General features: G+C 69.4%; 27 protein-coding genes. 8 read left to right on the top strand and 19 right to left on the bottom strand.

Annotation, left to right across the window (positions count from 1 at the left end):
• Nucleotides 1–28 precede the first annotated feature (28 nt).
• Nucleotides 29–358, top strand: a complete 330-nt coding sequence (locus tag WBG06_RS19845) for a DUF4190 domain-containing protein (protein ID WP_336738690.1) — start codon at nt 29–31, stop codon at nt 356–358.
• A gap of 64 nt (nt 359–422) precedes the next feature.
• Here WBG06_RS19845 and WBG06_RS19840 read toward each other — a convergent pair whose 3' ends face one another.
• From WBG06_RS19840 to WBG06_RS19820, 5 genes are all read right to left on the bottom strand, one after another.
• Entirely contained in the window at nt 423–623 is a 201-nt protein-coding gene (locus WBG06_RS19840) for an HGxxPAAW family protein (protein WP_292644314.1), read from the bottom strand.
• Nucleotides 624–696: 73 nt separating this feature from the next.
• Nucleotides 697–1,245 carry a Trp biosynthesis-associated membrane protein gene (locus WBG06_RS19835; protein ID WP_336738689.1) on the bottom strand — a complete coding sequence of 183 codons (549 nt, stop codon included), beginning with the start codon at nt 1,243–1,245 and terminating at the stop codon, nt 697–699.
• A complete protein-coding gene (gene hisI, locus WBG06_RS19830; RefSeq protein WP_336738688.1) occupies nt 1,242–1,610 on the bottom strand; it encodes a phosphoribosyl-AMP cyclohydrolase in 369 nt (122 codons plus the stop codon). Before hisI ends, WBG06_RS19835 begins: the two co-directional genes overlap by 4 nt.
• A 22-nt stretch (nt 1,611–1,632) precedes the next feature.
• Nucleotides 1,633–3,450 carry an ABC transporter ATP-binding protein gene (locus tag WBG06_RS19825; RefSeq protein ID WP_336738687.1) on the bottom strand — a complete coding sequence of 606 codons (1,818 nt, stop codon included), beginning with the start codon at nt 3,448–3,450 and terminating at the stop codon, nt 1,633–1,635.
• Nucleotides 3,447–5,258: an ABC transporter ATP-binding protein gene (locus tag WBG06_RS19820; RefSeq protein WP_336738686.1), complete on the bottom strand. Its 1,812-nt coding sequence runs from the start codon at nt 5,256–5,258 to the stop codon at nt 3,447–3,449. Before WBG06_RS19820 ends, WBG06_RS19825 begins: the two co-directional genes overlap by 4 nt.
• An 86-nt stretch (nt 5,259–5,344) precedes the next feature.
• On the opposite strand from WBG06_RS19820, the gene WBG06_RS19815 reads away from it, so the two are divergent.
• The 3 genes from WBG06_RS19815 to WBG06_RS19805 all read left to right on the top strand — a co-directional run bounded on the left by WBG06_RS19815 (nt 5,345) and on the right by WBG06_RS19805 (nt 8,102).
• Complete coding sequence (locus WBG06_RS19815) at nt 5,345–5,968, top strand: TIGR03085 family metal-binding protein (protein WP_336738685.1); 624 nt, start codon at nt 5,345–5,347, stop codon at nt 5,966–5,968.
• 77 nt (nt 5,969–6,045) lie between these two features.
• Nucleotides 6,046–6,570 carry a hypothetical protein gene (locus WBG06_RS19810; protein ID WP_336738684.1) on the top strand — a complete coding sequence of 175 codons (525 nt, stop codon included), beginning with the start codon at nt 6,046–6,048 and terminating at the stop codon, nt 6,568–6,570.
• A 104-nt stretch (nt 6,571–6,674) separates the two neighbouring features.
• Nucleotides 6,675–8,102 carry a YncE family protein gene (locus WBG06_RS19805; protein WP_336738683.1) on the top strand — a complete coding sequence of 476 codons (1,428 nt, stop codon included), beginning with the start codon at nt 6,675–6,677 and terminating at the stop codon, nt 8,100–8,102.
• A 174-nt stretch (nt 8,103–8,276) separates the two neighbouring features.
• Here WBG06_RS19805 and hisF read toward each other — a convergent pair whose 3' ends face one another.
• The 11 genes from hisF to hisD all read right to left on the bottom strand — a co-directional run bounded on the left by hisF (nt 8,277) and on the right by hisD (nt 16,343).
• On the bottom strand, nt 8,277–9,038 hold the full coding sequence (gene hisF, locus WBG06_RS19800; protein WP_336738682.1) for an imidazole glycerol phosphate synthase subunit HisF: 762 nt from the start codon (nt 9,036–9,038) through the stop codon (nt 8,277–8,279).
• Nucleotides 9,035–9,784 carry a bifunctional 1-(5-phosphoribosyl)-5-((5-phosphoribosylamino)methylideneamino)imidazole-4-carboxamide isomerase/phosphoribosylanthranilate isomerase PriA gene (gene priA / locus WBG06_RS19795; protein ID WP_336738681.1) on the bottom strand — a complete coding sequence of 250 codons (750 nt, stop codon included), beginning with the start codon at nt 9,782–9,784 and terminating at the stop codon, nt 9,035–9,037. The genes hisF and priA overlap by 4 nt, the downstream gene beginning before the upstream one ends.
• A 160-nt stretch (nt 9,785–9,944) precedes the next feature.
• Entirely contained in the window at nt 9,945–10,664 is a 720-nt protein-coding gene (locus WBG06_RS19790) for a VOC family protein (protein ID WP_336738680.1), read from the bottom strand.
• Nucleotides 10,665–10,766: 102 nt separating this feature from the next.
• Nucleotides 10,767–11,237, bottom strand: coding sequence for an SRPBCC family protein (locus WBG06_RS19785; RefSeq protein WP_336738679.1), 471 nt, complete (start codon nt 11,235–11,237; stop codon nt 10,767–10,769).
• A gap of 164 nt (nt 11,238–11,401) precedes the next feature.
• Nucleotides 11,402–11,893, bottom strand: a complete 492-nt coding sequence (locus WBG06_RS19780; protein ID WP_336738678.1) for a DinB family protein — start codon at nt 11,891–11,893, stop codon at nt 11,402–11,404.
• Nucleotides 11,894–11,897: 4 nt separating this feature from the next.
• The gene (locus WBG06_RS19775) at nt 11,898–12,329 is read right to left on the bottom strand and encodes a DUF1801 domain-containing protein (protein ID WP_336738677.1); all 432 of its coding nucleotides are present in this window, start codon (nt 12,327–12,329) and stop codon (nt 11,898–11,900) included.
• Between the two features lie 9 nt (nt 12,330–12,338).
• Nucleotides 12,339–12,671 carry a hypothetical protein gene (locus WBG06_RS19770; RefSeq protein ID WP_336738676.1) on the bottom strand — a complete coding sequence of 111 codons (333 nt, stop codon included), beginning with the start codon at nt 12,669–12,671 and terminating at the stop codon, nt 12,339–12,341.
• The gene (gene hisH, locus WBG06_RS19765) at nt 12,672–13,313 is read right to left on the bottom strand and encodes an imidazole glycerol phosphate synthase subunit HisH (protein ID WP_336738675.1); all 642 of its coding nucleotides are present in this window, start codon (nt 13,311–13,313) and stop codon (nt 12,672–12,674) included.
• Complete coding sequence (gene hisB, locus WBG06_RS19760) at nt 13,310–13,924, bottom strand: imidazoleglycerol-phosphate dehydratase HisB (RefSeq protein ID WP_336738674.1); 615 nt, start codon at nt 13,922–13,924, stop codon at nt 13,310–13,312. The genes hisH and hisB overlap by 4 nt, the downstream gene beginning before the upstream one ends.
• The gene (locus tag WBG06_RS19755; protein WP_336738673.1) at nt 13,921–15,018 is read right to left on the bottom strand and encodes a histidinol-phosphate transaminase; all 1,098 of its coding nucleotides are present in this window, start codon (nt 15,016–15,018) and stop codon (nt 13,921–13,923) included. Before WBG06_RS19755 ends, hisB begins: the two co-directional genes overlap by 4 nt.
• Nucleotides 15,015–16,343, bottom strand: a complete 1,329-nt coding sequence (hisD, locus tag WBG06_RS19750; RefSeq protein WP_336738672.1) for a histidinol dehydrogenase — start codon at nt 16,341–16,343, stop codon at nt 15,015–15,017. Before hisD ends, WBG06_RS19755 begins: the two co-directional genes overlap by 4 nt.
• 138 nt (nt 16,344–16,481) lie before the next feature.
• On the opposite strand from hisD, the gene WBG06_RS19745 reads away from it, so the two are divergent.
• The 3 genes from WBG06_RS19745 (at nt 16,482) to ybaK (ending at nt 18,570) form a co-directional block, all read left to right on the top strand.
• Nucleotides 16,482–17,237: a hypothetical protein gene (locus WBG06_RS19745; RefSeq protein ID WP_336738671.1), complete on the top strand. Its 756-nt coding sequence runs from the start codon at nt 16,482–16,484 to the stop codon at nt 17,235–17,237.
• 164 nt (nt 17,238–17,401) lie between these two features.
• Nucleotides 17,402–18,070, top strand: coding sequence for an LON peptidase substrate-binding domain-containing protein (locus tag WBG06_RS19740; protein WP_336738670.1), 669 nt, complete (start codon nt 17,402–17,404; stop codon nt 18,068–18,070).
• A complete protein-coding gene (ybaK, locus tag WBG06_RS19735; protein ID WP_336738669.1) occupies nt 18,070–18,570 on the top strand; it encodes a Cys-tRNA(Pro) deacylase in 501 nt (166 codons plus the stop codon). The genes WBG06_RS19740 and ybaK overlap by 1 nt, the downstream gene beginning before the upstream one ends.
• Before the next feature lie 23 nt (nt 18,571–18,593).
• Here ybaK and WBG06_RS19730 read toward each other — a convergent pair whose 3' ends face one another.
• Entirely contained in the window at nt 18,594–19,211 is a 618-nt protein-coding gene (locus WBG06_RS19730; protein ID WP_336738668.1) for a hypothetical protein, read from the bottom strand.
• 2 nt (nt 19,212–19,213) lie between these two features.
• Nucleotides 19,214–22,798, bottom strand: a complete 3,585-nt coding sequence (gene dnaE / locus WBG06_RS19725; protein WP_336738667.1) for a DNA polymerase III subunit alpha — start codon at nt 22,796–22,798, stop codon at nt 19,214–19,216.
• A gap of 155 nt (nt 22,799–22,953) precedes the next feature.
• Here dnaE and mmuM point away from each other — a divergent pair, with 155 nt between their 5' ends.
• The gene (gene mmuM, locus WBG06_RS19720; RefSeq protein WP_336738666.1) at nt 22,954–23,838 is read left to right on the top strand and encodes a homocysteine S-methyltransferase; all 885 of its coding nucleotides are present in this window, start codon (nt 22,954–22,956) and stop codon (nt 23,836–23,838) included.
• Between the two features lie 62 nt (nt 23,839–23,900).
• Here the strand turns inward: mmuM and WBG06_RS19715 are convergent, their stop codons facing one another.
• Entirely contained in the window at nt 23,901–24,341 is a 441-nt protein-coding gene (locus tag WBG06_RS19715) for a GNAT family N-acetyltransferase (RefSeq protein ID WP_336738665.1), read from the bottom strand.
• Between the last annotated feature and the right edge of the window lie 2 nt (nt 24,342–24,343).

The following is a 24,343-nucleotide window of genomic DNA, read 5'->3' as shown; positions in this document are numbered from 1 at the left end:
AACTCGCCTGACTTTGGAGGTCAGACACATGAGCTACGGAACTCCGCCGCCGCCACCGCCGCAGTACGGTGCACCGGCACCCGGCCAGCCGGCCGGAAACAGCAAGAAGGCGTTGTGGGCCATGATCCTCGGGATCCTCAGCCTCATCTGCTGCGGCATCTTCACCGGGATTCCGGCGCTGATCCTCGGCAAGCAGGCCCAGGGCGAGATCGACGCGTCCGGTGGAGCCATCGGCGGACGCGGCATGGCGACCGCAGGGTTCATCCTCGGGATCATCTCGATCGCCGTGACGATCCTGTGGATCATCCTGTACGCCACCGGCGCTGTGGACATCTCCGGCAGCACCACCACCTACTGAGCGACGCTCACCACATCAGCGAGGCCCCCGGCGGATCCGCCGGGGGCCTCGCTGTCTCACAGGCTCAGTGTGACTCGACGTTGAAGCCGAGCTTGGCGAGCACGATGAAGAGCAGGCCACCGACGACGGTCACGGCCACGCCGACCCAGAAGATGAACCAGCTGATCGGGTCGAGCATCATGGCGACGCTGCCGATGAGGAAGCCGAGGAGGCCGACCGCGACTGCGATCCAGGCTGCCGGGGTGTTGCCGTGGCTGGCGGACATGCGATGACTCCTCTACGAGTTCTTTGCTGAAGCGAAGCCCGAAGCGATCCAGGTGGGCTTGGCTGCAGTGTATTCATTGATCCCCTGTTGTCGGGTCGCGACCCTCGTCCAGAGACTTCCAGACGTCGATCGTGGACTGTTCCTCGAGGGGCTTCTGCTCGGGCTTCGCGGCGGCCGGGGCGTCGTACTTGCGGCCCATCTCGGGCCACGACGGCGCCGAGCGCACCGCGACGACGGCAGCTACCACGGTCAGGACGGCGCCGAGCAGTGCCAGATAGGGCCACACGGTGGTGGTGTGCTCGGTCTCACCCCACACGACCTCGGAGTCGATCGCCCGGCCGAGCGCGTCGATCCCGGGGTGGCCGAAGAAGGTGACGATCACCCCGATCCCGGCCAGGCCGGCGAGGGCGGCCACCAGGCGGCGTACGAGGCCACGGGTGACCAGGACCACGCCCCAGGCCGCGAGGGCGACCAGGGCCAGACCGGTGGTGGCCGGCGAGTCGTTGAGGTCGGCCGGCATCTGGGCCGGGGCGGTCACCTTCACCCACTCGTTGGAACCGGCCCACGCGGCCAGAGCCGCGCCGGCGAGACCGGCGGTGATGGTCGGGCCGAAAGCCTTCACGAGGCGGCACCGGAGATCAGGCCGGCGTCGAAGCAGGTGTGGTCGCCGGTGTGGCAGGCGGGCCCCTCCTGGTCGACCTTGAGCAGGATCGTGTCGCCGTCGCAGTCCAGGCGCACCTCCTTGACGTACTGCCGGTGGCCGGAGGTCTCCCCCTTGACCCAGTACTCCTGGCGGCTGCGGGACCAGTAGGTCGCTCGCCCGGTGGCGAGCGTGCGCGCCAGCGCCTCGTCGTCCATGTAGCCGAGCATCAGCACCTCGCCGGTGTCATGCTGCTGGGCCACCGCGGGCACCAGCCCGTCGGGGTTGCGCTTGAGGCGGTCGGCGATGGCGGGGTCCAGGCCCTCGCTCGCGGGTCCAGTAGTCACGCCTCCAGTATCGCGCACCGGATCAGCTGCCTTGCTGGGCCACCCACGAGGCGTGCAGGCGTGCGTACGTCGAACCTGGCTGCGCCACCAGCTCGGCGTGCGGTCCTCGCTGGACGAGCTGGCCGGCATCGACGACGAGCACCTCGTCAGCAGCCTCAGCGGTGGAGAGGCGATGGGCGATGGTGACCGAGGTGCGTCCGCTCATCAGGCGCTCCAGGGCGCGGTTGATGCGCATCTCCAGACGCGGGTCGACCGCGGAGGTGGCCTCGTCGAGGACCAGCAGGTCGGGATCGGCGAGCTGGGCCCGCAGCAGCGCCACCAGCTGACGCTCGCCGGCCGAGAGTGACTCGCCGCGCTGCCCGACGTGGGTCCGGACCCCGTCGGGCAGACCGGCCAGCCAGTCGCCCAGACCGAGCACTCCGGCGGCCTCGACGATCTCCTCGTCGGTCGCGTCCAGACGGCCGTAGCGGACGTTCTCGGCGAGCGTGGAGTCGAAGAGGAAACCCTCCTGCGGGACGAGCACGACGCTGGTGCGCAGTGAGGCGTTGCCGATGTCGCGTACGTCGACGCCGTCGAGTCGGACCTGTCCGTGCGTGACGTCCATGACCCGGGTGAGCAGCTTGGCGATCGTCGACTTCCCCGATCCGGTCTCGCCGACCACGGCGACCCTGCTGCCGGGGGCGATCTCGAAGGAGATGTCGTGCAGGACCGGGCGGCCGCCGGGGTAGGCGAAGGTGACCGCGTCGAACTCGATCGACAGCGGGCCCCGCGGCAGGACCGTGCCGTCGCTGCCCGGGTCGACCAGATCGGCAGGAGTGTCCAGGATCCCGATCGTGCGCCGCCAGGAGGCGATCGCGTTCTGCGCGTCGGTGAGGATCTGGGTGCCCATCTGCACCGGACCCACGAACAGCGTGACCAGGAACGCGAACGCGAGGATCTCGCCGACGCTCAGCGCTCCCCCGGTGCCCCGGTAGGCCAACGCCAGCAGGACGCCGCCGACGATGACACCGGCGTTGGCGAGACCGCCGGAGAGGCCACCGAGGCTGAAGAAGATCGAGGTGTAGGCCTGCGCCTTGATCTGGGCGGCGCTGGTGGCATCGATCTCGCGGTCGATGCGCTCCTGCGTGCGGTCCTCGACCGCGTAGGCCTTCACCACGGCCGCCCCGACGACCGGCTCGGAGACGGCGGAGAGCATCTTGGCGACCTGGCGACGCGAGAGCGTGTAGGCCGCGGACAGCTTGCGCTGGAAGAACCGCAGGCTCAGGAAGAGCGGACCGAAGCAGAGCCACACCAGGATCGCGAGCTGCCAGGAGTAGACCACCATCACGACGGTGGCGATCAGCATCTGCCCGATGCTGACGATGAAGAGCAGGCCGCCGAAGACGATGAACTGGCTGACCTGGTCGACGTCGCTCGTCACCCGGGAGACCAGCGCGCCGCGGTGCTCGGTCGACTGGGTGAGCATCGGCAGGTCGTGGACATGCCGGAATGCCTTGGTACGCAGCGTCGACAGGCCCCGCTCGGCGGCGGTGAAGAGCCGGCTGGTCATCGCGAACGACGCCCAGCCGGTGACGGCGATGGCGACCACGGCGATCAGACCGGCGCGCAGGACGTAGCCGAGGTCAGGACCTCCCGGGCCGCTCAGCCCGTTGTCGAGGGTCTGCTGGACCACGACCGGCACGACGACCTGGCCGACGCTCGCGAGCACCGCCAGCGCCATGGTGCCGCGGATGCCCTCCACCAGCTCCGGAGAGTGCTTGATGCCCCGGCGGATGGTCTCGATGGCGCCGAGCTCTTCGCCGCTGCCGACCCGGGTCTCGGGCTCGAGGGTGACGGTCACTGGACGGCCTCCGGGGTCTCGTAGGCGTTGACCAGGCGGGCGTAGGACTCATCGCGGGCGAGGAGCTCCGTGTGGGTGCCGCGGTCGCGGATCCTGCCGTCCTCGAGGTGGACGACCTCGTCGGCGAGCGCGATCGTCGCCTTGCGGTAGGCGACCACGATGAGGCTGGTGTCGCTGGAGCCGTCTCGCAGCACTCCACTGTCTGCGCTGCTCCGCAGCGCGGCGAGGATGCGCTGCTCGACCTCGGGATCGACCGCCGAGGTGGCGTCGTCGAGGATCAGGAGCCGTGGGCGGCGTACGAGGGCTCGGGCCAGGGCGAGGCGCTGGCGCTGGCCGCCGGACAGGCTCGCTCCGCGCTCACCGAGGGTGGTGTCGAGGCCGTTCGGCAGCGCGGCGACGAAGCCGTCGGCCTGAGCCGCCTTGAGGGCGGACCAGACGTCGTCGTCGGTGACGTCGGCGCCGAGGGTGACGTTGCCGCGTACGGAGTCGTCGAAGACGAACGCGGTCTGCGGCACCAGCGCCGCGACCCGCGCCCACTCCCCCGCACCCAGGTCGCGCAGGTCGGTGCCGTCGAGGGTGATCCGGCCCGTCTCCGGGTCGACCAGCCGGGCCAGCAGCATCGTCAGGGTGCTCTTGCCCGAGGCGGTCTCGCCGACGATCGCCACGGTGCGGCCGGGCTCGACCTCGAAGTCGACGCCGTCGAGGAGCGTCGGGCCGTCGGCGTACGCATAGGAGACGCCGTCGACCCGCACTCGCGCACCGGTGGGCTCGCGGCTCGTCCGCGCCGTGCCGTAGACCAGGCGTCCGGTCGCGTCCAGCACCCGCCGCACCCGGCGGTAGCCGACGACGCTGCGCGGGAACTCCCCCAGCAGCCATCCGAAGGAACGGATCGGGAAGGCGACGATGGTGAGCAGGAAGCCCATCTGGACGACGTCTCCCGGCGCGGCGGCACCGCTGGAGACACGGCCGACACCGACCGCCAGGACGGCGAGAACCCCGATGTTGGGCAGCGCGGCCAGGATCGGGTCGAAGGCGGCACGGATGCGGCCGGCGCGGATGTTGACGTCACGCAGCTCTTGGGACTTCTCCCGGAACCGGGTGGTCTCTTCCGCCTCGCGCCCCAGCGTCTTGACGACGAGGGCGCCGTCGAAGGACTCGTGGGCGATCGCGGACAGCTCCGCGCGCAGCTGCTGGGCACGGGTCATCAGCGGCGAGGAGAACCGCTGGAAGACCAGGTTGGCGACGACGACGGCCGGGAAGACGAGGATCGCGACCGAGGCCAGGACGACGTCGGTCCAGAACATCTGCCCGACCGCGATCACCATCATCGCGAGGGTCCCGACAGCCATCGGCAGGGGCGCGATCGGCGCCCAGGACGCCTCCACGTCGGAGTTGGCGTTGGAGAGCAGCTGGCCGGTCGGGTGCCGGTGGTGCCAGGCGAGCGGGAGCGCCAGGTATTGCCGGGTGACCGCACGGCGCGAGTGCGCCTGCATGCGGTACTGCATCACGCCCGCCCCCAGCCGGCGCGCCACCACCCCGATGGCGCGCAGGATCGCGACGCCGACGAAGAGCCCGACCACCGCCCACAGCCAACCGGCGCCGATCTCGCCGTCCCGCAGCGCGGGCACCAGCACGTGGTCGGTGGACCAGCCCAGCACCCAGGCATCGGCGACGGTCAACGCGCCGAAGAGCGCGGACCCGAGCGTCGAGAGCGTGAAGACCGCCCACTCACGCCGGATCGCCACTCCGAGAACCTTGAACCCGTCGGTCGTCGTGGCCCGCTGGGGTGTTGGATCCTCGTCACTCATCGCGAGGTAAAGCCTAGGTCAGCACCGTGAATGCGACGAATCAATTTGGGGCCGCCCCGATGTCAGGTGATCGGTAAGGTGCGGCCGTGGCCTCCTTCGCGCGATCCGAACGCCTCGCCCTGTGCGACACCGCCGTCTCTCTGGGGCCGACGGCCCCCACGCTCTGCGAGGGCTGGGAGGTCAAGGATCTGCTGGTGCACCTGCTCGTGCGCGAGCGTCGGCCGTGGGCCGCACCGGGCATCTTCCTGCCGCCGCTCGCGCCCGTGCTGAGGAGGGCCGAGGCCGCCTACGCCGCCCAGCCGCACGAGGATCTGGCGGCTCGCCTCCGCGACCCGAAGGGCACGCCGTTCTCGTTCGAGCCGATCGAGAAGGCGGTCAACACGGTGGAGTTCTTCGTCCATCACGAAGACCTCCGCCGCGCCCAGTCAGGCTGGGAGCCGCGTACGCTGCCCGCCGCCGTCGAGCGTGACCTCTGGCGCACGCTGAAGCTGTTCGGCAAGGGCCTGGTCAGGTCCGCTCGCACACCGCTGGTGGTCAGCGACGGCGCCGACTCCGCCACCCTCCGCGCCGGCGACGAGCCGGTGACCATCACCGGGCCGGCCAGCGAGCTCATCCTCTTCTGCTTCGGGCGACACGAGGTGCGCGGTCTCACCTTCGACGGGCCCGCGGAGAAGATCACCCAGCTGGAGAACACCAGCCTCGGCTTCTGAACCGGCGGTCGCCGCCGGGAGGTCCCACCCCGATCGGACTACGCCCCCTGGCCCGAACGAGCTATGGCTGTGTACTCGTGGCCGATCTGGCGGCGAACATCACCATGGACGTCGACGGCGACGAGATGAAGATCGTGCTGGCCGAGGAGAAGTGGTACGTCCACAGTGCCGACATGGGCGACCAGTGGATCGTCAGCGACCCGGACGACCCCAACGACCCGTTCGGCGCGGCCGTCTCCGAGATGGGTTCGATGAACCCGACGTCGCAGGCCGAGGACATCAGCCCCGCAGTCACCGCCGTCAAGGAGATCGGTGAGGAGAAGCTGGACGGCGCCGACACCACCCACTACGAGGTGACCGTTGACCCGAAGAAGCTCCCCGAGGACGCCGGCATCGACACCGAGGCGCTCGAGAAGGTCAACCTGGAGGACGGCCTGGTCTACGACTACTGGCTCGACGCCGATGACCTGATGCGGAAGGTGAGCTTCGAGATCGCCGGCCAGAGCATCGACATGACGATGACGGGCTGGGGTGAGACCTACGAGGTCGAGGCGCCGAAGAAGGCGATCACCTTCGCCGAGCTGATGCAGGCACCAGCCTGATCCGCAACGGGTGGGGCCGCCGGGAGACGGCCGCCCCGCCCGTAACCTCCGGGCGGCCCGAGGGGTTGTATTCGAGATAACCGAATCCCCCAGGAGGTCCCGCGATGCGTCGTGCGGCAGCAGTCACCGTCGCCATGCTCTTCGTCTTCTCGCTCACCGCAGCCGTCCCCGCCCTGAGCGCGGCCGCACCGCCGACGCTGCGGGACGTGATGGTCGTGGGCAACAACTGGGACGGGACGGCCTCGATCGTCGACGCTCGCAGCCTCGAGGTGCTGCGCAAGGGGGTCGACCTGGTCCCGGACAAGGACGAGGAGATCGCTGCGATCCACCAGGATCCCGAGCGCCTGGCCTACTACTACCTCGTCCGCTACGGCCCCGGCGAGGGCAACGACCAGCTCGTGGACGACATGTTCACCACCCGGGACGGAAGACTGCTGGCGGTCTCGCGTCCCAGCCTCGCCGACGTGGTCTGGATCGACATCGAGAAGGCGCTCGCCGGCTCCCCGGACCCCATCGTCGTCGAGCAGCAGATGGACGGCCACCGCACCGATCACATGGGCCTCTCCCCCGACGGGACCAAGCTGCTGGTCTCCGACTCGACCTCCCGGTCGGTGCACGAGTACTGGATGGGCGGTGCGGGCGACCCGCGGACCGGTGAGCGGCTGCGTACGTTCGAGTCCGGCGAGACACCCCATGAGAACAACTACTCGGAGGACGGCTCGCGCATCTTCCACGCCTCCATCGGCCGGGTCTACCTGCCCGGCGACCAGAAGGAGATCTCCCTCGACTCGCTGCCGCTGCTCAACCTCGACCAGCTCGGTCTCGGCACCATCCCCGGCACCGACCTGCTCCCACCGATCAAGATCGGCCCGATCCACGATGCGGTCAAGGGCGACCGCTGGTTCGAGATCGTCGACGAGTCCAGCTTCGGGATCTCCCAGCGCTGGGAGATGGGCAAGGAGCTGGAGGAGGCCGGCTACCCCGCGATCTCCTCAGCCGTACGTCCCATGGCGGTCGCTCCCGGCGAGCGGTTCATCTACTTCCAGATGTCGTTCCTGCACGGTCTGGTCGAGTTCGACACCCAGGCGGCCGACATCGACGGGAAGGTCGGCTACCCCACCGGCACCGTCGAAGAGCCCCGCACCGGTGCCGTCACGCGCGTCATCCCGCTGCCCAAGCGCACCCAGCTGCCGCGCGAGCTCTATGTCAACGACTCCGCCCACCACGGCCTCTCCATCGACTCCCAGGGCAAGACGCTGTGCGCCGCGGGCACCATGGACGACTACGTCGCGATGGTCGACCGCGCGACCGGCGAGTTCACGACGCTGGACGAGGAGACCACCGGCCACTACTACGGCAAGCCCTACTGGACCACCGAGGGCCTCGGCAACACCTGCTGGGCGTCGCTGTCGGACGCCGACGCGGTCGCCGTCATCGACTTCCGCACGGGCAAGGAGCTCGCCTACCTCGACGTCGGGAACCACCCCCAGCGCGTACGCCACGGGCAGATCCCGAGCTCGCTGCTGGGCTAGGCCGTGTCTCCCAAATCCACGCCCGCTACGCGACGTTTCGCATCCGATCTGGCTGCGTTGCCGCCACTCGACAGCCGTCAGGATGTCTTCGCGGCGGACGCCTGGCCAGATCGGCCCGAAACGCCGCTCGCGGCCGCCGTGTCTTTGGGAGACACGGCCTAGTCGCCGGTCCCGTCAGCGAACCGGAGCGCCGGCGCCGGAGAGCGCCTGCTTGACCTCGCCGATCCGCACCTTGCCGAAGTGGAAGATGGTGGCCGCGAGGACCGCGTCGGCGCCGGCCTCGACCGCGGGCGGGAAGTGCTCGGACCTGCCGGCGCCGCCGGAGGCGATGACCGGGACGGTCACCTCGCTGCGTACGGCCTTGATCAGGTCGATGTCGAAGCCGTCCTCGGTGCCGTCGGCGTCCATCGCGTTGAGCAGGATCTCACCGGCGCCGAGCTCGACGGCCTTCGCTGCCCACTCGATCGCGTCGAGGCCGGCAGACGTGCGGCCACCGTGGGTGGTGACCTCGAAGCCGGAGTCGGTCCCCGGCGCCCGGCGGGCGTCGACCGACAGCACGAGCACCTGGTTGCCGAAGCGATCGGCGATCTCGGCGATCAGCTCGGGGCGCACGATGGCGGCGGTGTTGACCGCGATCTTGTCGGCGCCGGCACGCAGCATCCGGTCGACGTCCTCGACACTGCGGATCCCGCCACCGACCGTGAGCGGGATGAAGACCTGCTCGGCGGTGCGGGTGACGATCTCGAGCGTCGTCGCCCGCCCCTCGTGGGAGGCCGAGATGTCGAGGAAGGTGAGCTCGTCGGCGCCTTCCTTGTCGTAGGTCGCGGCCAGCTCCACCGGGTCACCGGCGTCGCGCAGCTCCTTGAAGTTGATCCCCTTGACGACGCGACCGGCGTCGACGTCGAGGCACGGGATGACGCGTACGGCCAACGTCATGACTGGTCCCCGCGCGGCCGGCCGAGGGTGAGGTCGAGCGCCTCGGCGAGGTCGAGGGAGCCGGTGTAGAGCGCCGTTCCGGCGATCGCACCCTCCACGCCGACCTCCACCAGGCCCATCAGCGCCTCGATGTCGTCGATCGTGGTCACTCCCCCGCTCGCCACGACCGGGCGGTCGGTGGCCTCGCAGACCGCGCGGAGCAGGTCGAGGTTGGGACCCTGGAGCATGCCGTCCTTGTTGACATCGGTGACGACGTAACGCGCGCAGCCCTCGGAGTCGAGGCGGGCGAGGGTCTCGTAGAGATCGCCACCGTCCTTGGTCCAGCCGCGCGCGGCGAGGGTGCGACCACGTACGTCCAAACCCACCGCGACCCGGTCGCCGTAGGTCGCGATCGCCTGCCGGGTCCACTCCGGGTTCTCCAGCGCGGCGGTGCCGATGTTGACGCGGCGGCACCCGGTGGCCATCGCGGCCTCGAGGGACTCGTCGTCGCGGATTCCGCCGCTCATCTCCACCTTGATGTCGAGCTTGCCGACGATCCCGGCGAGGATCTCGCGGTTGTTGCCGTGGCCGAACGCGGCGTCGAGGTCGACCAGATGGATCCACTCGGCGCCGGTCTCCTGCCACCTCAGCGCGGCCTCGAAGGGATCGCCGAACCGCTTCTCCGACCCGTCCACGCCCTGGACCAGCTGCACCGCCTGCCCGCCCTTCACATCGACGGCCGGCAGAAGCTCGAGGTAGTCACCCATGGGGACGATCCTATGTTCTGTACGCCGCCGCTCCTGCCCCGCCGTCCGGCTGCGAGACGGCGGGATGTTCAGCAAGGTATGCAGGCCAACCGTCACTTCCCTCGTGGAGCTCCTCACGGGAAGCGATGGTTCGGCTGCGTACCTTGATGAACAGACCGACTCAGCGAGACGCCAGCACCTCGAACTCGTACGCATCCGGGTCGGCCATCCTCGCCCATCGACCCGCACCGCGGGTCTCGTCGACCAGGGTCGCACCGAGATCGACGAGGCGACGGATCTCGTCCTCGGGACCCGTTTCCTCGGGCGCGATCAGGTCGAAACGGAACCGGTCCCGGGGTCCGCGCGGCACCGGCGGCGGCCCGCCCCAGGCGACCTTGGCACTGCCGGACGGGGTAGCTACCGCGGTCTCGCCGTCCTGGTCCCAGACCAGCGGCCAGCCGAGCGCCGCGCTCCAGAACATTCCGTTGTCCCGGGATCCGTCGGCAGCGACCTCGCCGAGGGACCCAGTTCCGGCCAGCCAGCTGTTGCCGGCCGGGATGACGCACAGCTCGTTGCCCTCCGGGTCGCCGAGCACGATGTGGTCCTCCTCCGGCAGCTGGCCCACGTCGAGGTGCGTGGCGCCGAGGCCGATCAGCCGGTCCACCGTCCGCTGCTGGTCCTCGGGCAACCGGCTGGTCAGGTGGAGATGGTGCGGGTTCGCCAACGTCTTGGCCGTGTCCGTGGGCAGGAACCGGATCCGGAGATCCTCCTCGGCCCGTGGCGCCAGCCTGACCTCGTCGTCTCCGGTCTCGATCTCGCGTCCCAGCACCGCCGCCCAGAATCCCGCGACCCGCTCCGGGTCGTTCGCATCGATGCAGATCCCGAACCGACGAGGTGTCATGTCCGGCAACGTAGGACGTGCCCGGCCGCTTGCACAACCGGATTCGAGAGCCGTACGAGCCGGCTGCCGCGAGGACCGCCGGATGGCCCCAGGTGCCCTGGATCAGTCCGCGTCCGCGGGTCGCGAAGCCACGGTCGCGAGCTTGGCCAGCCCCTTCTCCATGTCGGGCGCGATCGCCTTCTCCATCGGGTAGACCTTGGCGACCAGGCCGACCAGACCACCCACCGAGCCGGCGTGGGTCCAGGTCACCCGGGTGCCGTCGGCAACCGTGGCGAAGTCGAAGCTCACCGTGCTCCGGCTCTTGAACGGCTTCAAGAACTCCAGCGCAACCTCGATGCGGTCCGGTCTCGACTCGATGATCTCCATCGCACCGGCACCCGCGCGCTTGTTGCCCGACCATGCATAGCGCGCCCCGAGGCCCGCGTCCGCACCCGAGTAGGTGCGCGACATGTCAGGATCGAGCTCCTCCCACGGCGACCAGGCCGGCCACTCGCGGAAGTCGTTGATCAGATCGTGAGCGCGCCCGATGTCGCACGGCAGGACCGCAGACTTGGAGACCTCATAGGTGCTCATAGGTCGACAGTACCTCCGGGGGCGATCCGCCCGAAGACGTCCGCTCAGAGCACCCTACGGATGCACACCGTCGTGACGGATGTGACGTTTGAGGCGCCTCATTCGTCACATCCGTAACCATCGTGTGCGCTCGGTCAGTAGAAGTCTTCGTGGGGCCGGGCGACTCAGCGGTTGACGCCGACCGCACCGTCGATCGACTCACGGAGGACGTCGGCGTGGCCGGCGTGACGGGTGGCGTCGCAGAGCCGGGCGGCCATGACGTTGAAGAGCATGACCTCCTCGTCCCACCACGGCACGTAGCCGGGTGCGTCGATCGGGAGTGCCTCGACGGTGGCGTCCACGTGCGACCCGACCAGCCCGTAGAGGTCGAGGATGTCAGCGCGGCTCTCGTCCTCCGTGGCGCGGTGGGTAGCGCCCCACCACCCGGCTGTGTCCCAGGGTGGCAGGTCGAGCGGCGGCGTACGGTCGAAGACCTCGCCGAAGTAGCGGGCGTCCGAGAGGGCGTTGTGCTTGACCAGCCCGAGCAGGTTGGTGCCCGTCGGGGTCATCGGGCGGCGGATGTCGTCCTCGGAGAGCCCTTCGAGCTTCCACACCAGCGCGTCTCGTACGCCGCGGATCTTGTCGTGCAGATGAGCCTTCGCGAAGTCGTCGATCACCGGCTCATCTTTCCGCGGCGCGCTGGCCGTAGGTGCCGGCGGTGAGGGTGGCGTAGGAGCGCCGGACGATCTTCTCGAGAACCTCCAGGTCGACCCTCGCCAGATCCTTGAGGTAGAGACAGCCGACGCCGGTGGTGTGCGGGCCGAGACGCGCGAGGAGCTCCTCGTGGGCGGAGATGCCGTCGTTGAGGTAGACGACGCAGGCAGCCTTGCGTGGCGAGAAGCTCGCAGCGGGCGCGTCGCCCTCCGTGCCGCTGGCGTAGGTGTAGTGGTAGTCGCCGAACCCCACGATCGAGGTGCCGAACATCCGCGGCGCGACCCCGGTGACGCGGCGCATCAGCTCCAGCAGCGCCGCTGCGTCCTGGCGACGTTTCTCCGGCGAGACAGCCGCGACGAAGGCCTCCGGATCCACGTCGGTCCAGGTGGTCTTCGCCATGTGCCAACCCTAACGGCGGAAGAGCAGCGTGTAGACCACAGGCGCAACCAGCACCGATGCTATGCCTGCGAAGATCACCGTCCCGACGTCCTGGGTGACCAGGTAGACCAGCGCGTTGAGGAGGAGCAGGACCACAACCAGGATCCGTACGTTGCGCCGCCGCCGCTCCGCGAGCGCGCTCGCGGGACGGGACCGGCGCGCCGGGATCCACCCCGTCAACCGCGCCTTCCGAGCGCGACGCGCGGCCTCCTTGGACTGGCGAGCGGCCCGCTCCTCGGCGGCGACCGCCGCGAGCCGCTCGCGCTCGGCACGGGCCTTCGCCCGGGCTCCGGTCTGGGCCACCTAGGCCGCCTTCAGGGAGAGCACCCAGTTGCGCAGGACCGCGGCACCGGCGTCGCCGGACTTCTCCGGGTGGAACTGGGTGGCGGTCAACGGGCCATTCTCGACGGCAGCCACGAACCGGTCTCCACCGTGCTCCGCCCAGGTGACCAAGGGCGCGACGGTCCGGTCGTTGGTGACCAGGGTCCAGTCGCGTACGCCGTAGGAGTGGACGAAGTAGAACCGCTCCTTCTCGACTCCGGCGAACAGCGAGGTGCCCGCAGGCGCGTCGACCGTGTTCCAGCCCATGTGGGGAACGATCGGCGCCTGGAGCCGCTCGACCACACCGGGCCACTCACCACAGCCTTCGGTCTCCACACCGTGCTCGATGCCGGTCTCGAAGAGGATCTGCATGCCGACGCAGATCCCCATGACGGGGCGCCCGCCGGCGAGCCGCCGCGCGATGATCCGCTCGCCGCGGATCGCGCGTAGGCCCTTCATGCAGGCCTCGAACGCACCCACGCCGGGCACCAGCAGACCGTCGGCCGCCATCGCGGCGTCGAGGTCACCGGTCAGCTCGACCGAGGCACCGGCGCGCTCGACGGCACGCACCGCGGACCGAAGGTTGCCCGACCCGTAGTCGAGGACGACGACGGACGGAGTCACAGGGCACCCTTCGTCGACGGGATCCCGGTCTCGCGCGGATCGTAGGCGACGGCGTCGCGGAACGCTCGTGCGAACGCCTTGAACTGGGTCTCCACGATGTGGTGCGGCTCCCGCCCGGCGAGCACGTTGACGTGCATCGTCAGGTGGGCGTGGTGAGCGATGGAGTCGAAGATGTGCTGGGTCAGCGAGCCGAGGTAGGGCACGCCCGAGCCGCCGAGCAGCACATACTGCTGGCCCTCCGGCTCGCCGGTGTGGACCGAGTAGGGCCGGCCGGAGACGTCGACGACGCAGCGTACGAGCGCCTCGTCGAGCGGGACGGTCGCGTCGCCGTAACGGCGGATGCCCTTCTTGTCCCCCAGCGCCTCACGGAGGCACTGGCCGAGCACGATCGCGGTGTCCTCGACGGTGTGGTGGGCGTCGATGTGCACGTCGCCCTCGGCGTGGACGGTCAGGTCGACCAGCGAGTGGCGTCCGAAGGCGGTCAGCATGTGGTCGTAGAACCCGACGCCCGTCGAGACGTCCACCCGCCCGGTGCCGTCGAGGTTCACCTCGACGACGACCTTCGACTCCGAGGTCTCCCGCTCGATGCGGGCAGTCCTTGCCGAACTCATGCGCGTGCTCCGTTCACATCGGTCAAAGCTTGCTTGAAGGCGGTCATCTCGTCGGGCGTGCCCACCGATACCCGCAGCCATCCCTCGGGCCCGGTCTCGCGGATCAGCACCCCGCGGTCGAGCAGCCCCTGCCAGACCGCGTGCCGGTCGGCGTAGCGCCCGAAGAGGACGAAGTTGGCGTCCGAGTCGGCCACCTCGAGCCCCTGCTCACGCAGCCATGCCACCAGCGCGTCTCGCTCCTCACGGAGCGAGGCGACGTAGCCGAGCAGCTCCGGCGCGTGCCGGAGCGCGGCGCTCGCCGCCGCCTGGGTGACCGCGGAGAGGTGGTAGGGCAGACGTACGACGCGGATCGCGTCGCAGATCGCCGGGTCGGCCGCCAGGTAGCCGAGCCGCAGCCCGGCTCCGGCGAACGCCTTCGACATCGTGCGAGTGACGATCAGGTTGCGGTGGCGGTCGAGCAGCTCGAGCGCCGAGGGCACCCCGCTGCGCCGGAACTCGCCGTAGGCCTCGTCGACCACGACGATCCCTCTGTCACCGACCGCCTCGCACAGCGCGGTGACCGCCTCCGGCGGCAGCGCGGTGCCGGTCGGGTTGTTGGGGCTCGGCAGCAGGACGACGTGGGGCTGGGTCTCCTCGACCAGCGCCCGCGCCTTCTCCAGGTCGATCGCGAAGTCGGTCTCGCGGTGGCCGACGACCCACTCGGTGTTGGTGTCGCGGGCGTACTCCGGATACATCGAGTAGGTCGGCGCGAAGCTGATCGCGGTGCGGCCCGGGCCGCCGAATGCCTGCAGCAGCTGCAGCATCACCTCGTTGGACCCGTTGGCGGCCCACACCTGCTCCGGTGTGATCTGTGCGTTCGGCACATCCGCGCGCAGGTAGGCCGCCAGCTCCTCCCGCAGCGCGACGAACTCGCGATCGGGATAGCGGTTGAGGTTGCGCGCCGCGGCGCCGACGCTCGCCGCGATGTCGGCGACCGTCTCCGCGGAGGGCTGGTAGGGGTTCTCGTTGACGTTGAGCTGAACCGGCACGTCGAGCTGCGGCGCACCGTAGGGCTCGATGCCGGCGAGCTCTTCCCGGATCGGGGGCCAGCTCACGAGAACCTCACCGACACGGCCGCGCCGTGGCCCGGGAGGTCCTCGGCCTCGGCCAGCGTGACCACGTGGTCCTTGACCGCCGCCAGCCCCTCGCGGGAGTAGTCGACGACGTGGACCGACTTGGTGAAGGCCCGCACGGAGAGGCCCGAGGAGTGACACGCGCAGCCACCGGTGGGGAGCACGTGGTTGGACCCGGCGCAGTAGTCGCCCAGCGACACCGGCGCGAACGGACCGACGAAGATCGCCCCGGCGTTGCGGATCCGGCCCGCCACCGTCAGCGCGTCGGCGGTGTGGATCTCGAGGTGCTCGGCGGCGTAGGCATTCACGACGTCGACGCCCTGGTCCACGTCGTCGACGAGCACGATGCCCGACTGGGCGCCGCTCAGCGACGTACGGATCCGCTCGACGTGCTTGGTCGCGGCGACCTGCTTCTCGAGCTCGGCCTCGACATCGGCGGCGAGCGTCTCGGAGTCGGTGACCAGCACCGAGGCAGCCAGCGGGTCGTGCTCGGCCTGGGAGATCAGGTCGGCGGCGACGTACGCAGCCTCGGCGGTCTCGTCGGCAAGGATCGCGATCTCGGTCGGACCGGCCTCGGAGTCGATCCCGACCTGGCCCTTGAGCAGGCGCTTGGCGGTCACGACGTAGATGTTGCCGGGTCCGGTGACCATGTCGACGCGCTCACAGGGGTCGACGCCGTAGGCGAACATCGCGATCGCCTGGGCGCCGCCGACGGCGTAGACCTCGTCGACGCCCAGCAGCGCGCATGCGGCCAGGATCGTGGGCTGCGGCAGCCCGCCGAACTCCTTCTGAGGGGGCGATGCCAGCGCGATCGAGGGCACCCCGGCGACCTGGGCCGGGACGACGTTCATCAGCACCGAGGAGACCAGCGGAGCCAGACCACCGGGCACATAGAGCCCCACGCGTCCCACGGGCACCTTGCGGTGGGTCACTCGGGCGCCGGGCGCCAGGTCGGTGACCGCGTCCCGCTCGAGCTCGGCGGTGCAGGTGGCCCGCAGTCGGGCGATCGACTCCTCGAGCCCGGCACGGATGTCGGGGTCGAGCTCATCGAGAGCCTTGGTCAGCGCGGCCGCCGGCACCCGGATGTCGTCGACACGTACGCCGTCGAACTTCTCGGAGAACTCCGCGATCGCCTCCTGCCCGCGCTCGCGCACGGCATCGATGATCGGCTGCACCGCATGAGTGGCCGCCTCGATGTCGAACTCGGCGCGCGGCACGGCGGCGCGGTAGTCGATGGTCGAAGCGGAGCCCGAGACGGTTGTCGCGGTGCCTCGGTCGGCACCCCTCAGGTCGATGCGGCGGATCATGCCTCAAGTCTACGAGTGCACGGACCCAGGAGCCGATCTGCCGACGCCACGTGGACGTCGCGCGACCCGGTGCCGCAGCACGCATACGGCGCGCCGATCCGGGTACTCGGAGTACTGACCCACTCAAGGAGGATCGTCATGGCACTGAGCGGACTTTTCCACAGAGAGAACAAGCATGCCGACGAGAGCCACACCGGGTTCGACGAGAACCACGCCGCGACCCGCGACTACCACCCCGGCGGTCCGGCGGTCGTAGGCCACGACGACCGTGTCGAACGTCCCCACAGCGCCAGCGGCGAGGTCGGGCACGCCCACGCGGGCGACGCCGTCGAACACCACCGCCACGCGGTGGAGGGCCGACGTGCCGCCCTCCACGACACCTACGGCGGCATCAACTGGGGCGCCTGCTTCTTCGGCTGGCTCGTCGCCGTCGGCGTCACCGTCCTTCTCGGGGCGATCATCAGCGCCGTCGCCTCGGCGATCGGCGCCGATCAGAACTGGACCCAGGCCGATGTCGAGTCGGTGGCTGACTCGGTCGGCATCGCAGCCGCGATCACGCTCGCCGTGGTGATGTTCGTCGGCTACTTCGCCGGCGGGTACGTCGCCGCGCGGATGTCCCGCTTCGACGCGCGCAGGCAGGGACTGGGCGTCTGGATCGTGGCGATCGTGGTGATGATCATCGCTGCGGCCGCCGGCGCGCTGTTCGGCTCGACCTACGACATCATGCAGCAGATCGATCTGCCCAACGTGGGGCTGAGCACCGATCAGCTCGGCCTCGGAGCCCTGATCGCCGCCGCCGTACTCCTGGTCGTGATGCTCGTCGGAGCGCTCCTCGGATCCGCTACCGGCCAGCGCTATCACACCAAGATCGACCGGGCGACGTACGACGCCTGACGGCTCGATTCCGACACCCAGCAGAAGACACGGACCGGGGCCGCGGGCGAAGATGCCCGCGGTCCCCCTAGGTTGGTGCCCGTGAACGAGCGCCAGCGAGTGAACCAGACGATCCACACGCCGCCGCCTCCGTACCATGGCGGTCGCGCCACGGAGGTGGCGGCGTGAACGAGCGCCAGCGGCTGCCGATGTTCCCGCTCAACGCGGTCCTCTTCCCGGGCGTCACGCTGCCGCTGCGGGTCTTCGAGGACCGCTATCGCGCGATGATGCACCATCTGCTCCGCCTGGACGAGGAGGAGCGTCACTTCGGTTCGGTCGCGATCCGCGAGGGCTACGAGGTCGGCGAGACCGGCGCTCAGTCGCTCTACCGGGTCGGCGTGAAGCTGCTGATCACCGAGGTGGATCGGCACGACGATGGTTCCTTCGACGTCGAGGTGCTCGCCGTCGACCGGATCCGGATGGACAGCCTGATCACCTCGGGCGACTTCCCCGTCGCCGACGTCGAGGAGATCCCGGAGGAGCAGGTCGCCGTCCCGAGTGCCATCGTCGACAGCGCCCGGGCGACCTTCACGGCCTATCGCGCCGCGCTGCAGGAGTTCCGTGACGACCCGTTCACCGGATCGCTCCCCAAGGACCCGGAGTTCCTCTCCTGGACCATCTCGGCGACCACTCCCCTGCCCATGCCCGACCGGCAGGCTCTGCTGGAGGCGCCCGATGCCGGGGTTCGCCTCGGTATGGCCATCGATCTGCTCCGTGCCGAGCTCAAGGCGATGAACGTCATCCCTTCGCTGCCCGCCACGGAGGTCGCTCGCACGAAGTGGTCGCCCAACTGATGGCGAAGAAGCAGGCCGGGAAACGAGCCGGTGGGGGCACCCCGGCGACCGTCGCCCTGACTGGGGCCGGCATCGACTACACGCTCCACCCCTACGAGCACGACCCGCGCGCCGAGTCCTACGGCCTGGAGGCCGCCGAGGCTCTGGGCGTCGATCCCGCGCGCGTCTTCAAGACGTTGATGGCCTCCCTCGACGGCAAGCTCGTCGTCGGCATCGTCCCTGTCACCGGCCAGCTCGATCTCAAGGCGCTGGCCCGCGCGCTGGATGGCTCCAAGGCGCAGATGGCGGACGTCACCGCGGCCGAGCGCGCCACCGGGTACGTCGCCGGCGGCATCTCCCCCGTCGGCCACAAGCGGTCGCATCCGACCGTCGTGGACGAGTCAGCCCTGGCCTACGACACCGTCTTCGTCTCCGGCGGTCGCCGTGGCCTGGACCTGGAGCTGTCCCCCTCGGACCTGATCAAGATCACGTACGCCACCACAGCACCGATCGCCCGCTAGACGCCGCCTCGCCGACGAGACGGTCAGTTCGCGCCGACTCGGCGATCGATCTCGTCGAGGTGCCCCGGCTCGGCGCCTTCGCGGGGAGCCCACATCAGGAAGATCACCATCAGGGCCAGCATCGCCGATCCCGGGACGAGCAGGATCAGCCACGGCGAGGCGAGCTGGAAGCTGTCGGGCAGGACAGCGCCGTCGGCGGCGCGCTTGGCGAGCCGGTTCGGGTCTTCGGGTGAGAGCAGCGTGGTGACGAGCAGCATCAGTGCGCCCCCGATCGCACCACCGACCGTGACGGCGGCCAGCGTGACGATCTCGGAACGATGGAGCCACACTGCGGCTGCGATCCCGACCAGCAGGCCGAGCGCGATCGCGCAGACAGAGAACCATCCGGTCGCCGCGAAGACGCCCTGATCGATGTTCTGCGCGATGGTCGGCGGATCGATCGAGATGAGCCCGCGATACCACTTCCCGTCGAGCACCATCCCGGTGGGCGGACGCCACAACGTCGCCGCGGCGTAGCCGGCGACGAGACCTCCGACGACGAAGGCGGCGACGATGATCGCCACCTGCACGAGCACCGGACGGGACAGGTCCGGGCGGGCAGGGCGGCGATCGGGCGCGTAGAGACTGGGTGGCGGCGGCACGATCAGATTGTCAGGCATCCTGGTCCGAGGAGGTGTTTGAGGTCGGCGAACAGCTCGGGAGTCGGTGCCACCCGCAGCCGGTCATCGAGCTTCATGACCCGGGTCGCGTCCCGTGTCATCAACCGTAGCCTGACCTCGGCTACGCCGGGATAGGTGGTCAGTACGTCGCGCAGCGAGGCGATCACCTGCGGCGTGCATCGCGTAGACGGCAGCGAGATCACCACCGGGCCCCCGGCAGCGCCCGGTCCGCCGGTCAGGTCCGGGACGGTGACCTCTTGGCCGCGCAGCTCGGGCTGGTCCTTGTCGCGGGAGAGCTGACCCTTGACCCGGATGATCGAGTCCTCGACCAGATGTGGCGCGGCGAGCTGGTAGGACGAAGGGAAGAGCAGCACCTCGACCGAGCCCTCGAGGTCCTCGAGGGTCACCGTCGCCCAGGCGTCGCCCTTCTTGGTGATCCGGCGGTTCACATTCGTGACCAGGCCACTCACCGTGACGGTGGCGTTGTGCGGCCGGGACTCGTCGGTCATCAGCTGGCCGATGGTGCAGTCGGTGCCATTGGCGAGCACGTGCTCGAGGCCCATCAGCGGATGGTCGGAGACGTAGAGGCCGAGCATCTCGCGTTCGTGTCCGAGCAGGGTCATCTTGTCCCACTCGTCCATCTCGGGGATGGTCACCGAGATCCCGAAGTCGCCTCCGTCGGCCTCGTCGAGGCCACCGAAGAGCGAGTCCTGACCGATCGCCTCGTTGCGCTTGATGTCGACGTACTGGTCCACCGCGGTCTCGTGGATCGCCACCAGCGACCGTCGCAGGTGCTTCATGTCGTCGAAGGCGCCGGCCTTGATCAGCGACTCGATCACACGCTTGTTGCAGACCCGGTCGGGCACCTTGGCGAGGAAGTCGTTGAAGTTCTCGAAGCGGCCCTTCGAGGTGCGCGCCTCGACGATCCCGTCGACGACCTGGGCCCCGACGTTGCGGACCGCGGTGAGACCGAAGCGGATGTCGCTACCGACCGCGGTGAAGTCGTGAGAGGACTCGTTGACGTCCGGCGGCAGCACCGCGATCTTCATCCGGCGACACTCGTTGAGGTAGATCGCCATCTTGTCCTTGTCGTTCTTGACCGAGGTCAAGAGCGCGGCCATGTATTCGGTCGGGTAGTTGGCCTTCAGGTAGGCGGTCCAGTAGGTGACCACGCCGTAGGCCGCCGAGTGCGACTTGTTGAACGCGTAGTCGGAGAACGGGAGCAGGATCTCCCAGATGGTGTCGATCGCGCTCTGGGAGTAGCCGCGCTCGAGCATGCCGGCCTGGAACCCGGCGTACTGCTTGTCGAGCTCGGCCTTCTTCTTCTTACCCATCGCGCGGCGCAGGTTGTCCGCCTGTCCCAGCGAGAAGCCCGCCAGGACCTGGGCGATCGACATCACCTGCTCCTGGTAGACGATGAGGCCGTAGGTCTCCCCCAGCACCTCCGCGAGCGGCTCCTCGAGCTCGGGGTGGATCGGCACGATCGGCTCGCGGCCGTTCTTGCGGTGGGCGTACTTGTTGTGGGAGTCGGCGCCCATCGGACCGGGCCGGTAGAGCGCGGAGACCGCGGTGATGTCGGCGAAGCGGTCGGGGAGCATCGAGCGCAGCAGGGCGCGCATGCCACCACCATCGAGCTGGAAGACGCCGAGCGTGTCGCCGCGCTGCATCAGCTCGTAGGTCGGCTTGTCGTCGAAGGGGACCTCCTCGAGCACCAGGTCGATGTCGCGGTTGGCCCGGATGTTGGCCAGCGCGTCCTCGAGGGTGTGGAGGTTGGAGAGGCCCAGGAAGTCCATCTTGACCAGACCGAGCGACTCACAGGTCGGGTATTCGAACTGGGTGACGACCTGGCCGTCCTGCTTCGGCTCCATCAGCGGGACGATGTCGATGATCGGCTCGGAGGCCATGATCACGCCCGCCGCGTGGATGCCGGTCTGCCGGATCTGGCCCTCGAGACCGAGCGCGGTCTCGTAGATCTTGCGGACGTCGGGGTCGGTGTCGTGCAGGGCGCGGAAGTCGCCACCCTCGCCGTAGCGCTTGTGGTCGGGGTTGAACAGCTCCTTGAGCGGCACCCCCTTGCCCATCACGTCGGGCGGCAGCGCCTTGGTGATCCGGTCACCGATCGCGAAGCCGTGGTCGAGGATGCGGGCGGCGTCCTTGATCGCCTGCTTCGCCTTGATCCGCCCGAAGGTGGCGATCTGGGCGACCTTCTCCGCGCCGTACTTCTCCGTGACGTACTTGATCGTCTCGCCACGACGGTGGTCGTCGAAGTCGATGTCGAAGTCAGGCATCGAGGGACGTTCGGGGTTGAGGAACCGCTCGAAGAAGAGTCCGTGCTCGAGCGGGTCGAGGTCGGTGATCTTCAACGCGTACGCCACGATCGAGCCCGCACCCGAACCGCGGCCCGGACCGATCCGGATGCCGTTGTTCTTCGACCACTGGATGAAGTCGGCAACCACCAGGAAGTAGCCCGGGTAGCCCTTCTGCAGGATGACGTCGATCTCGAACTCGACGCGGTCCTTGACCTCCTGGGTCAGCTTCTCGCCCGGATAGCGCAGCTCGATGCCGCGCCAGGTCTCCTTGCGCAGCCAGGATTCCTCGGTCTCGCCCTCGGGGATGTCGGCGCGCGCCATGTAGCCACCGGTCGACTCGGTGAACTCGACGTCGCAGCGCTCGGCGATCAGCAGGGTGTTGTCGCAGGCCTCGATCAGGTCCTGCTGACCCCACAGCTCACGCATCTCGGCGGCGGACTTGATGTAGTAGCCGCTGCCCTCGAACGCGAACCGCTTGCCGCCCTTGGAGTAGGGCGGCTCGGTCATCCGGCTGCCCGACTGGACGCACAGCAGCGCCTCGTGGGCTGCAGCGTCCTCGGGGTTGTTGTAGTGGGAGTCGTTGGTGGCCACCGGCCGGATGCCCATGGTCTTGCCGAGCTTGAGCAGGTCGTCGCGGACCCGCTTCTCGATGGAGATGCCGTGGTCCATCAGCTCCAGGAAGACGTTGTCCTTCCCGAAGATGTCCTGCAGCTCTCCGGCCTCCTTGAGCGCTTCCTCCCACTGACCCAGCCGCAGCCGGGTCTGGATCGCGCCCGAGGGGCAGCCGGTGGAGACGATGATCCCCTTGGAGTGCTCGGCGAGGATCTCCTTGTCCATCCGGGGCTTGAAGTAGTAGCCCTCGAGGCTGGACCGGCTCGAGAGCCGGAAGAGGTTGTGCATCCCCTCGGTGTTCTCCGCCCACATCGTCATGTGGGTGTAGGCGCCACCACCCGAGACGTCGTCGCCGCCCTCCTGGGCGGCGTCGCCCTTGCCCCAGCGCACCCGCTTGCGCTCCGAGCGCGGGGTGTTCGGCGTGATGTAGGCCTCGATGCCGATGATCGGCTTGACGTCGTGGGCCTTCGCCTTCTTCCAGAAGTCGTAGGCGCCGTGCATGTTGCCGTGGTCGGTCATCGCGATCGCCGGCATCTCGAGCTCGCTGGTCCGCTTGAACAGACCGTCGAGGAGCGAGGCACCATCCAGCATCGAGTATTCGGTGTGGACGTGCAGGTGGACGAAAGAGTCCTTGGAGCCGGCCGCCATGGGCGTGGAGCCCTCCTCGAGGTCGTACGTGGAACGGTGGGCGCAGGGGCCCGTTCGACGTGCGCACGGACAACCTGGGGGAAGGGCTCCAGCCTACCTTTCGCCACCGACAAGTGGGGGATCTGGGGCGTACGCCGCCGGGATAGAGTCTGGTCATGGTGACGATCCTCGACGGCGGTCTGTCCAACGCGCTGGAAGCACGCGGCCGCGACGTCTCCGGGGCCCTCTGGACCGCCCGGCTGCTGGACGAGTCACCCGAGGAGATCGCCGCGGTCCATCGCGCCTACTACGCCGCCGGCGCCGATGTCGCCACCACCGCCAGCTACCAGGCCAGCGTGCCCGGTTTCGTCGAGGCCGGGATGAGCGAGACCTACGCCACCGAGCTGCTGCGCCGCAGCGTCCGTCTCGCCCGCGAGGTCGCCGCCGAGGCTCCCGGCCGCTTGGTCGCCGCCTCGATCGGACCCTACGGCGCCTACCTCGCCGACGGCTCGGAATACCGCGGCCGCTACGGCGTCTCCCCGGCGACCCTCCGAGACTTCCACGCGCCGCGGCTGGCCCTGCTCGAGACCGAGGACCCCGACCTCATCGCCGTCGAGACGATCCCCGACGTCGAGGAGGCCGAGGTGCTCGTCGACCTCCTCGACGACATCGGCCTCCCGGTCTGGTTCTCCTACTCCTGCACCGGCACCCGCACCCGTGCCGGCCAGCCCCTCGCCGACGCCCTGGCGCTCGCCGCCGAGATCCGCTCGGTCGTCGCCGTCGGCGTCAACTGCTGCGAACCGGCCGACGTACCCGCCGCCATCGAGCTGGCCACCGCCACCGGTGAGCCCGCGGTCGTCTACCCCAACACCGGAGAGACGTACGCCGACGGCGCCTGGACCGGTGCTCCCCACTTCCGCCCCGGCGAAGCCCTCTCCTGGATCCGTTCCGGGGCCGGGTACGTCGGCGGCTGCTGCCGCGTCGGCCCTCGCGAGATCGCCCTCATCGCCGCCGAGATGTCCCACCTGCAGGCCGAGGCGTCAGGTACGTCGGCCGAGTAGGCATCGGCGCGCCACCTCGGCCGACGCGGGTGACGCCTCGACCGCCCGGGGTGACGCCTCGGCTAGGGCCAAGCCATCCGTACGTCGGGGGTCTTCTCCTGGTTGGCGGAGCCGTCGGTTCGCTCGACCTCGCGCAGACCGTGGCGGGCGTAGAAGGCCCGGGCGGGGGTGTTCATCTCGAAGACCCACAGGCCGAAACCGTCGGGGGCCGTCGACTTCACCAGATCGAGCAGCATGGTGCCGAGGCCGGTGCCCTGGGCGCGCGGATGGACGAAGAGGTCGTCGAGCCAGGTCGGGGTGAAGGCGGCGAAGGCGGAGACCTCGCCGGCGACCTCCGCGACCCAGACCTGCGACCCCTGCTGCGGGGCCAGGACCTTCACCGCGAGCCACTCCCGGATGTCGGAGACCGGGTAGATCGGCGGAGGCATCGGCGCAGCGGCGCGGGCCTCGACATAGGTGCTGACGATCTCGGCGATGTCCTCTGGCTCCGCCGGGCGGAGCACGG

Source organism: Nocardioides sp. CCNWLW239, assembly GCF_037137035.1.
GTDB lineage: Bacteria > Actinomycetota > Actinomycetes > Propionibacteriales > Nocardioidaceae > Nocardioides.
The sequence above is the reverse complement of the archived record's forward strand: the minus strand, read 5'-3'. Positions and strand labels throughout refer to the sequence as shown.

What these genes read in the sequence shown, in the direction of transcription:
- WBG06_RS19845 (WP_336738690.1), top strand. Translation starts at nt 29, where the DNA reads ATGAGCTACGGAACTCCGCCGCCGCCACCGCCGCAGTACGGTGCACCG.
- WBG06_RS19840 (WP_292644314.1), bottom strand. Translation starts at nt 623, where the DNA reads ATGTCCGCCAGCCACGGCAACACCCCGGCAGCCTGGATCGCAGTCGCG.
- WBG06_RS19820 (WP_336738686.1), bottom strand. Translation starts at nt 5,258, where the DNA reads ATGAGTGACGAGGATCCAACACCCCAGCGGGCCACGACGACCGACGGG.
- WBG06_RS19805 (WP_336738683.1), top strand. Translation starts at nt 6,675, where the DNA reads ATGCGTCGTGCGGCAGCAGTCACCGTCGCCATGCTCTTCGTCTTCTCG.
- hisF (WP_336738682.1), bottom strand. Translation starts at nt 9,038, where the DNA reads ATGACGTTGGCCGTACGCGTCATCCCGTGCCTCGACGTCGACGCCGGT.
- priA (WP_336738681.1), bottom strand. Translation starts at nt 9,784, where the DNA reads ATGGGTGACTACCTCGAGCTTCTGCCGGCCGTCGATGTGAAGGGCGGG.
- WBG06_RS19790 (WP_336738680.1), bottom strand. Translation starts at nt 10,664, where the DNA reads ATGACACCTCGTCGGTTCGGGATCTGCATCGATGCGAACGACCCGGAG.
- WBG06_RS19785 (WP_336738679.1), bottom strand. Translation starts at nt 11,237, where the DNA reads ATGAGCACCTATGAGGTCTCCAAGTCTGCGGTCCTGCCGTGCGACATC.
- WBG06_RS19775 (WP_336738677.1), bottom strand. Translation starts at nt 12,329, where the DNA reads ATGGCGAAGACCACCTGGACCGACGTGGATCCGGAGGCCTTCGTCGCG.
- hisB (WP_336738674.1), bottom strand. Translation starts at nt 13,924, where the DNA reads ATGAGTTCGGCAAGGACTGCCCGCATCGAGCGGGAGACCTCGGAGTCG.
- hisD (WP_336738672.1), bottom strand. Translation starts at nt 16,343, where the DNA reads ATGATCCGCCGCATCGACCTGAGGGGTGCCGACCGAGGCACCGCGACA.
- WBG06_RS19745 (WP_336738671.1), top strand. Translation starts at nt 16,482, where the DNA reads ATGGCACTGAGCGGACTTTTCCACAGAGAGAACAAGCATGCCGACGAG.
- ybaK (WP_336738669.1), top strand. Translation starts at nt 18,070, where the DNA reads ATGGCGAAGAAGCAGGCCGGGAAACGAGCCGGTGGGGGCACCCCGGCG.
- dnaE (WP_336738667.1), bottom strand. Translation starts at nt 22,798, where the DNA reads ATGGCGGCCGGCTCCAAGGACTCTTTCGTCCACCTGCACGTCCACACC.
- mmuM (WP_336738666.1), top strand. Translation starts at nt 22,954, where the DNA reads ATGGTGACGATCCTCGACGGCGGTCTGTCCAACGCGCTGGAAGCACGC.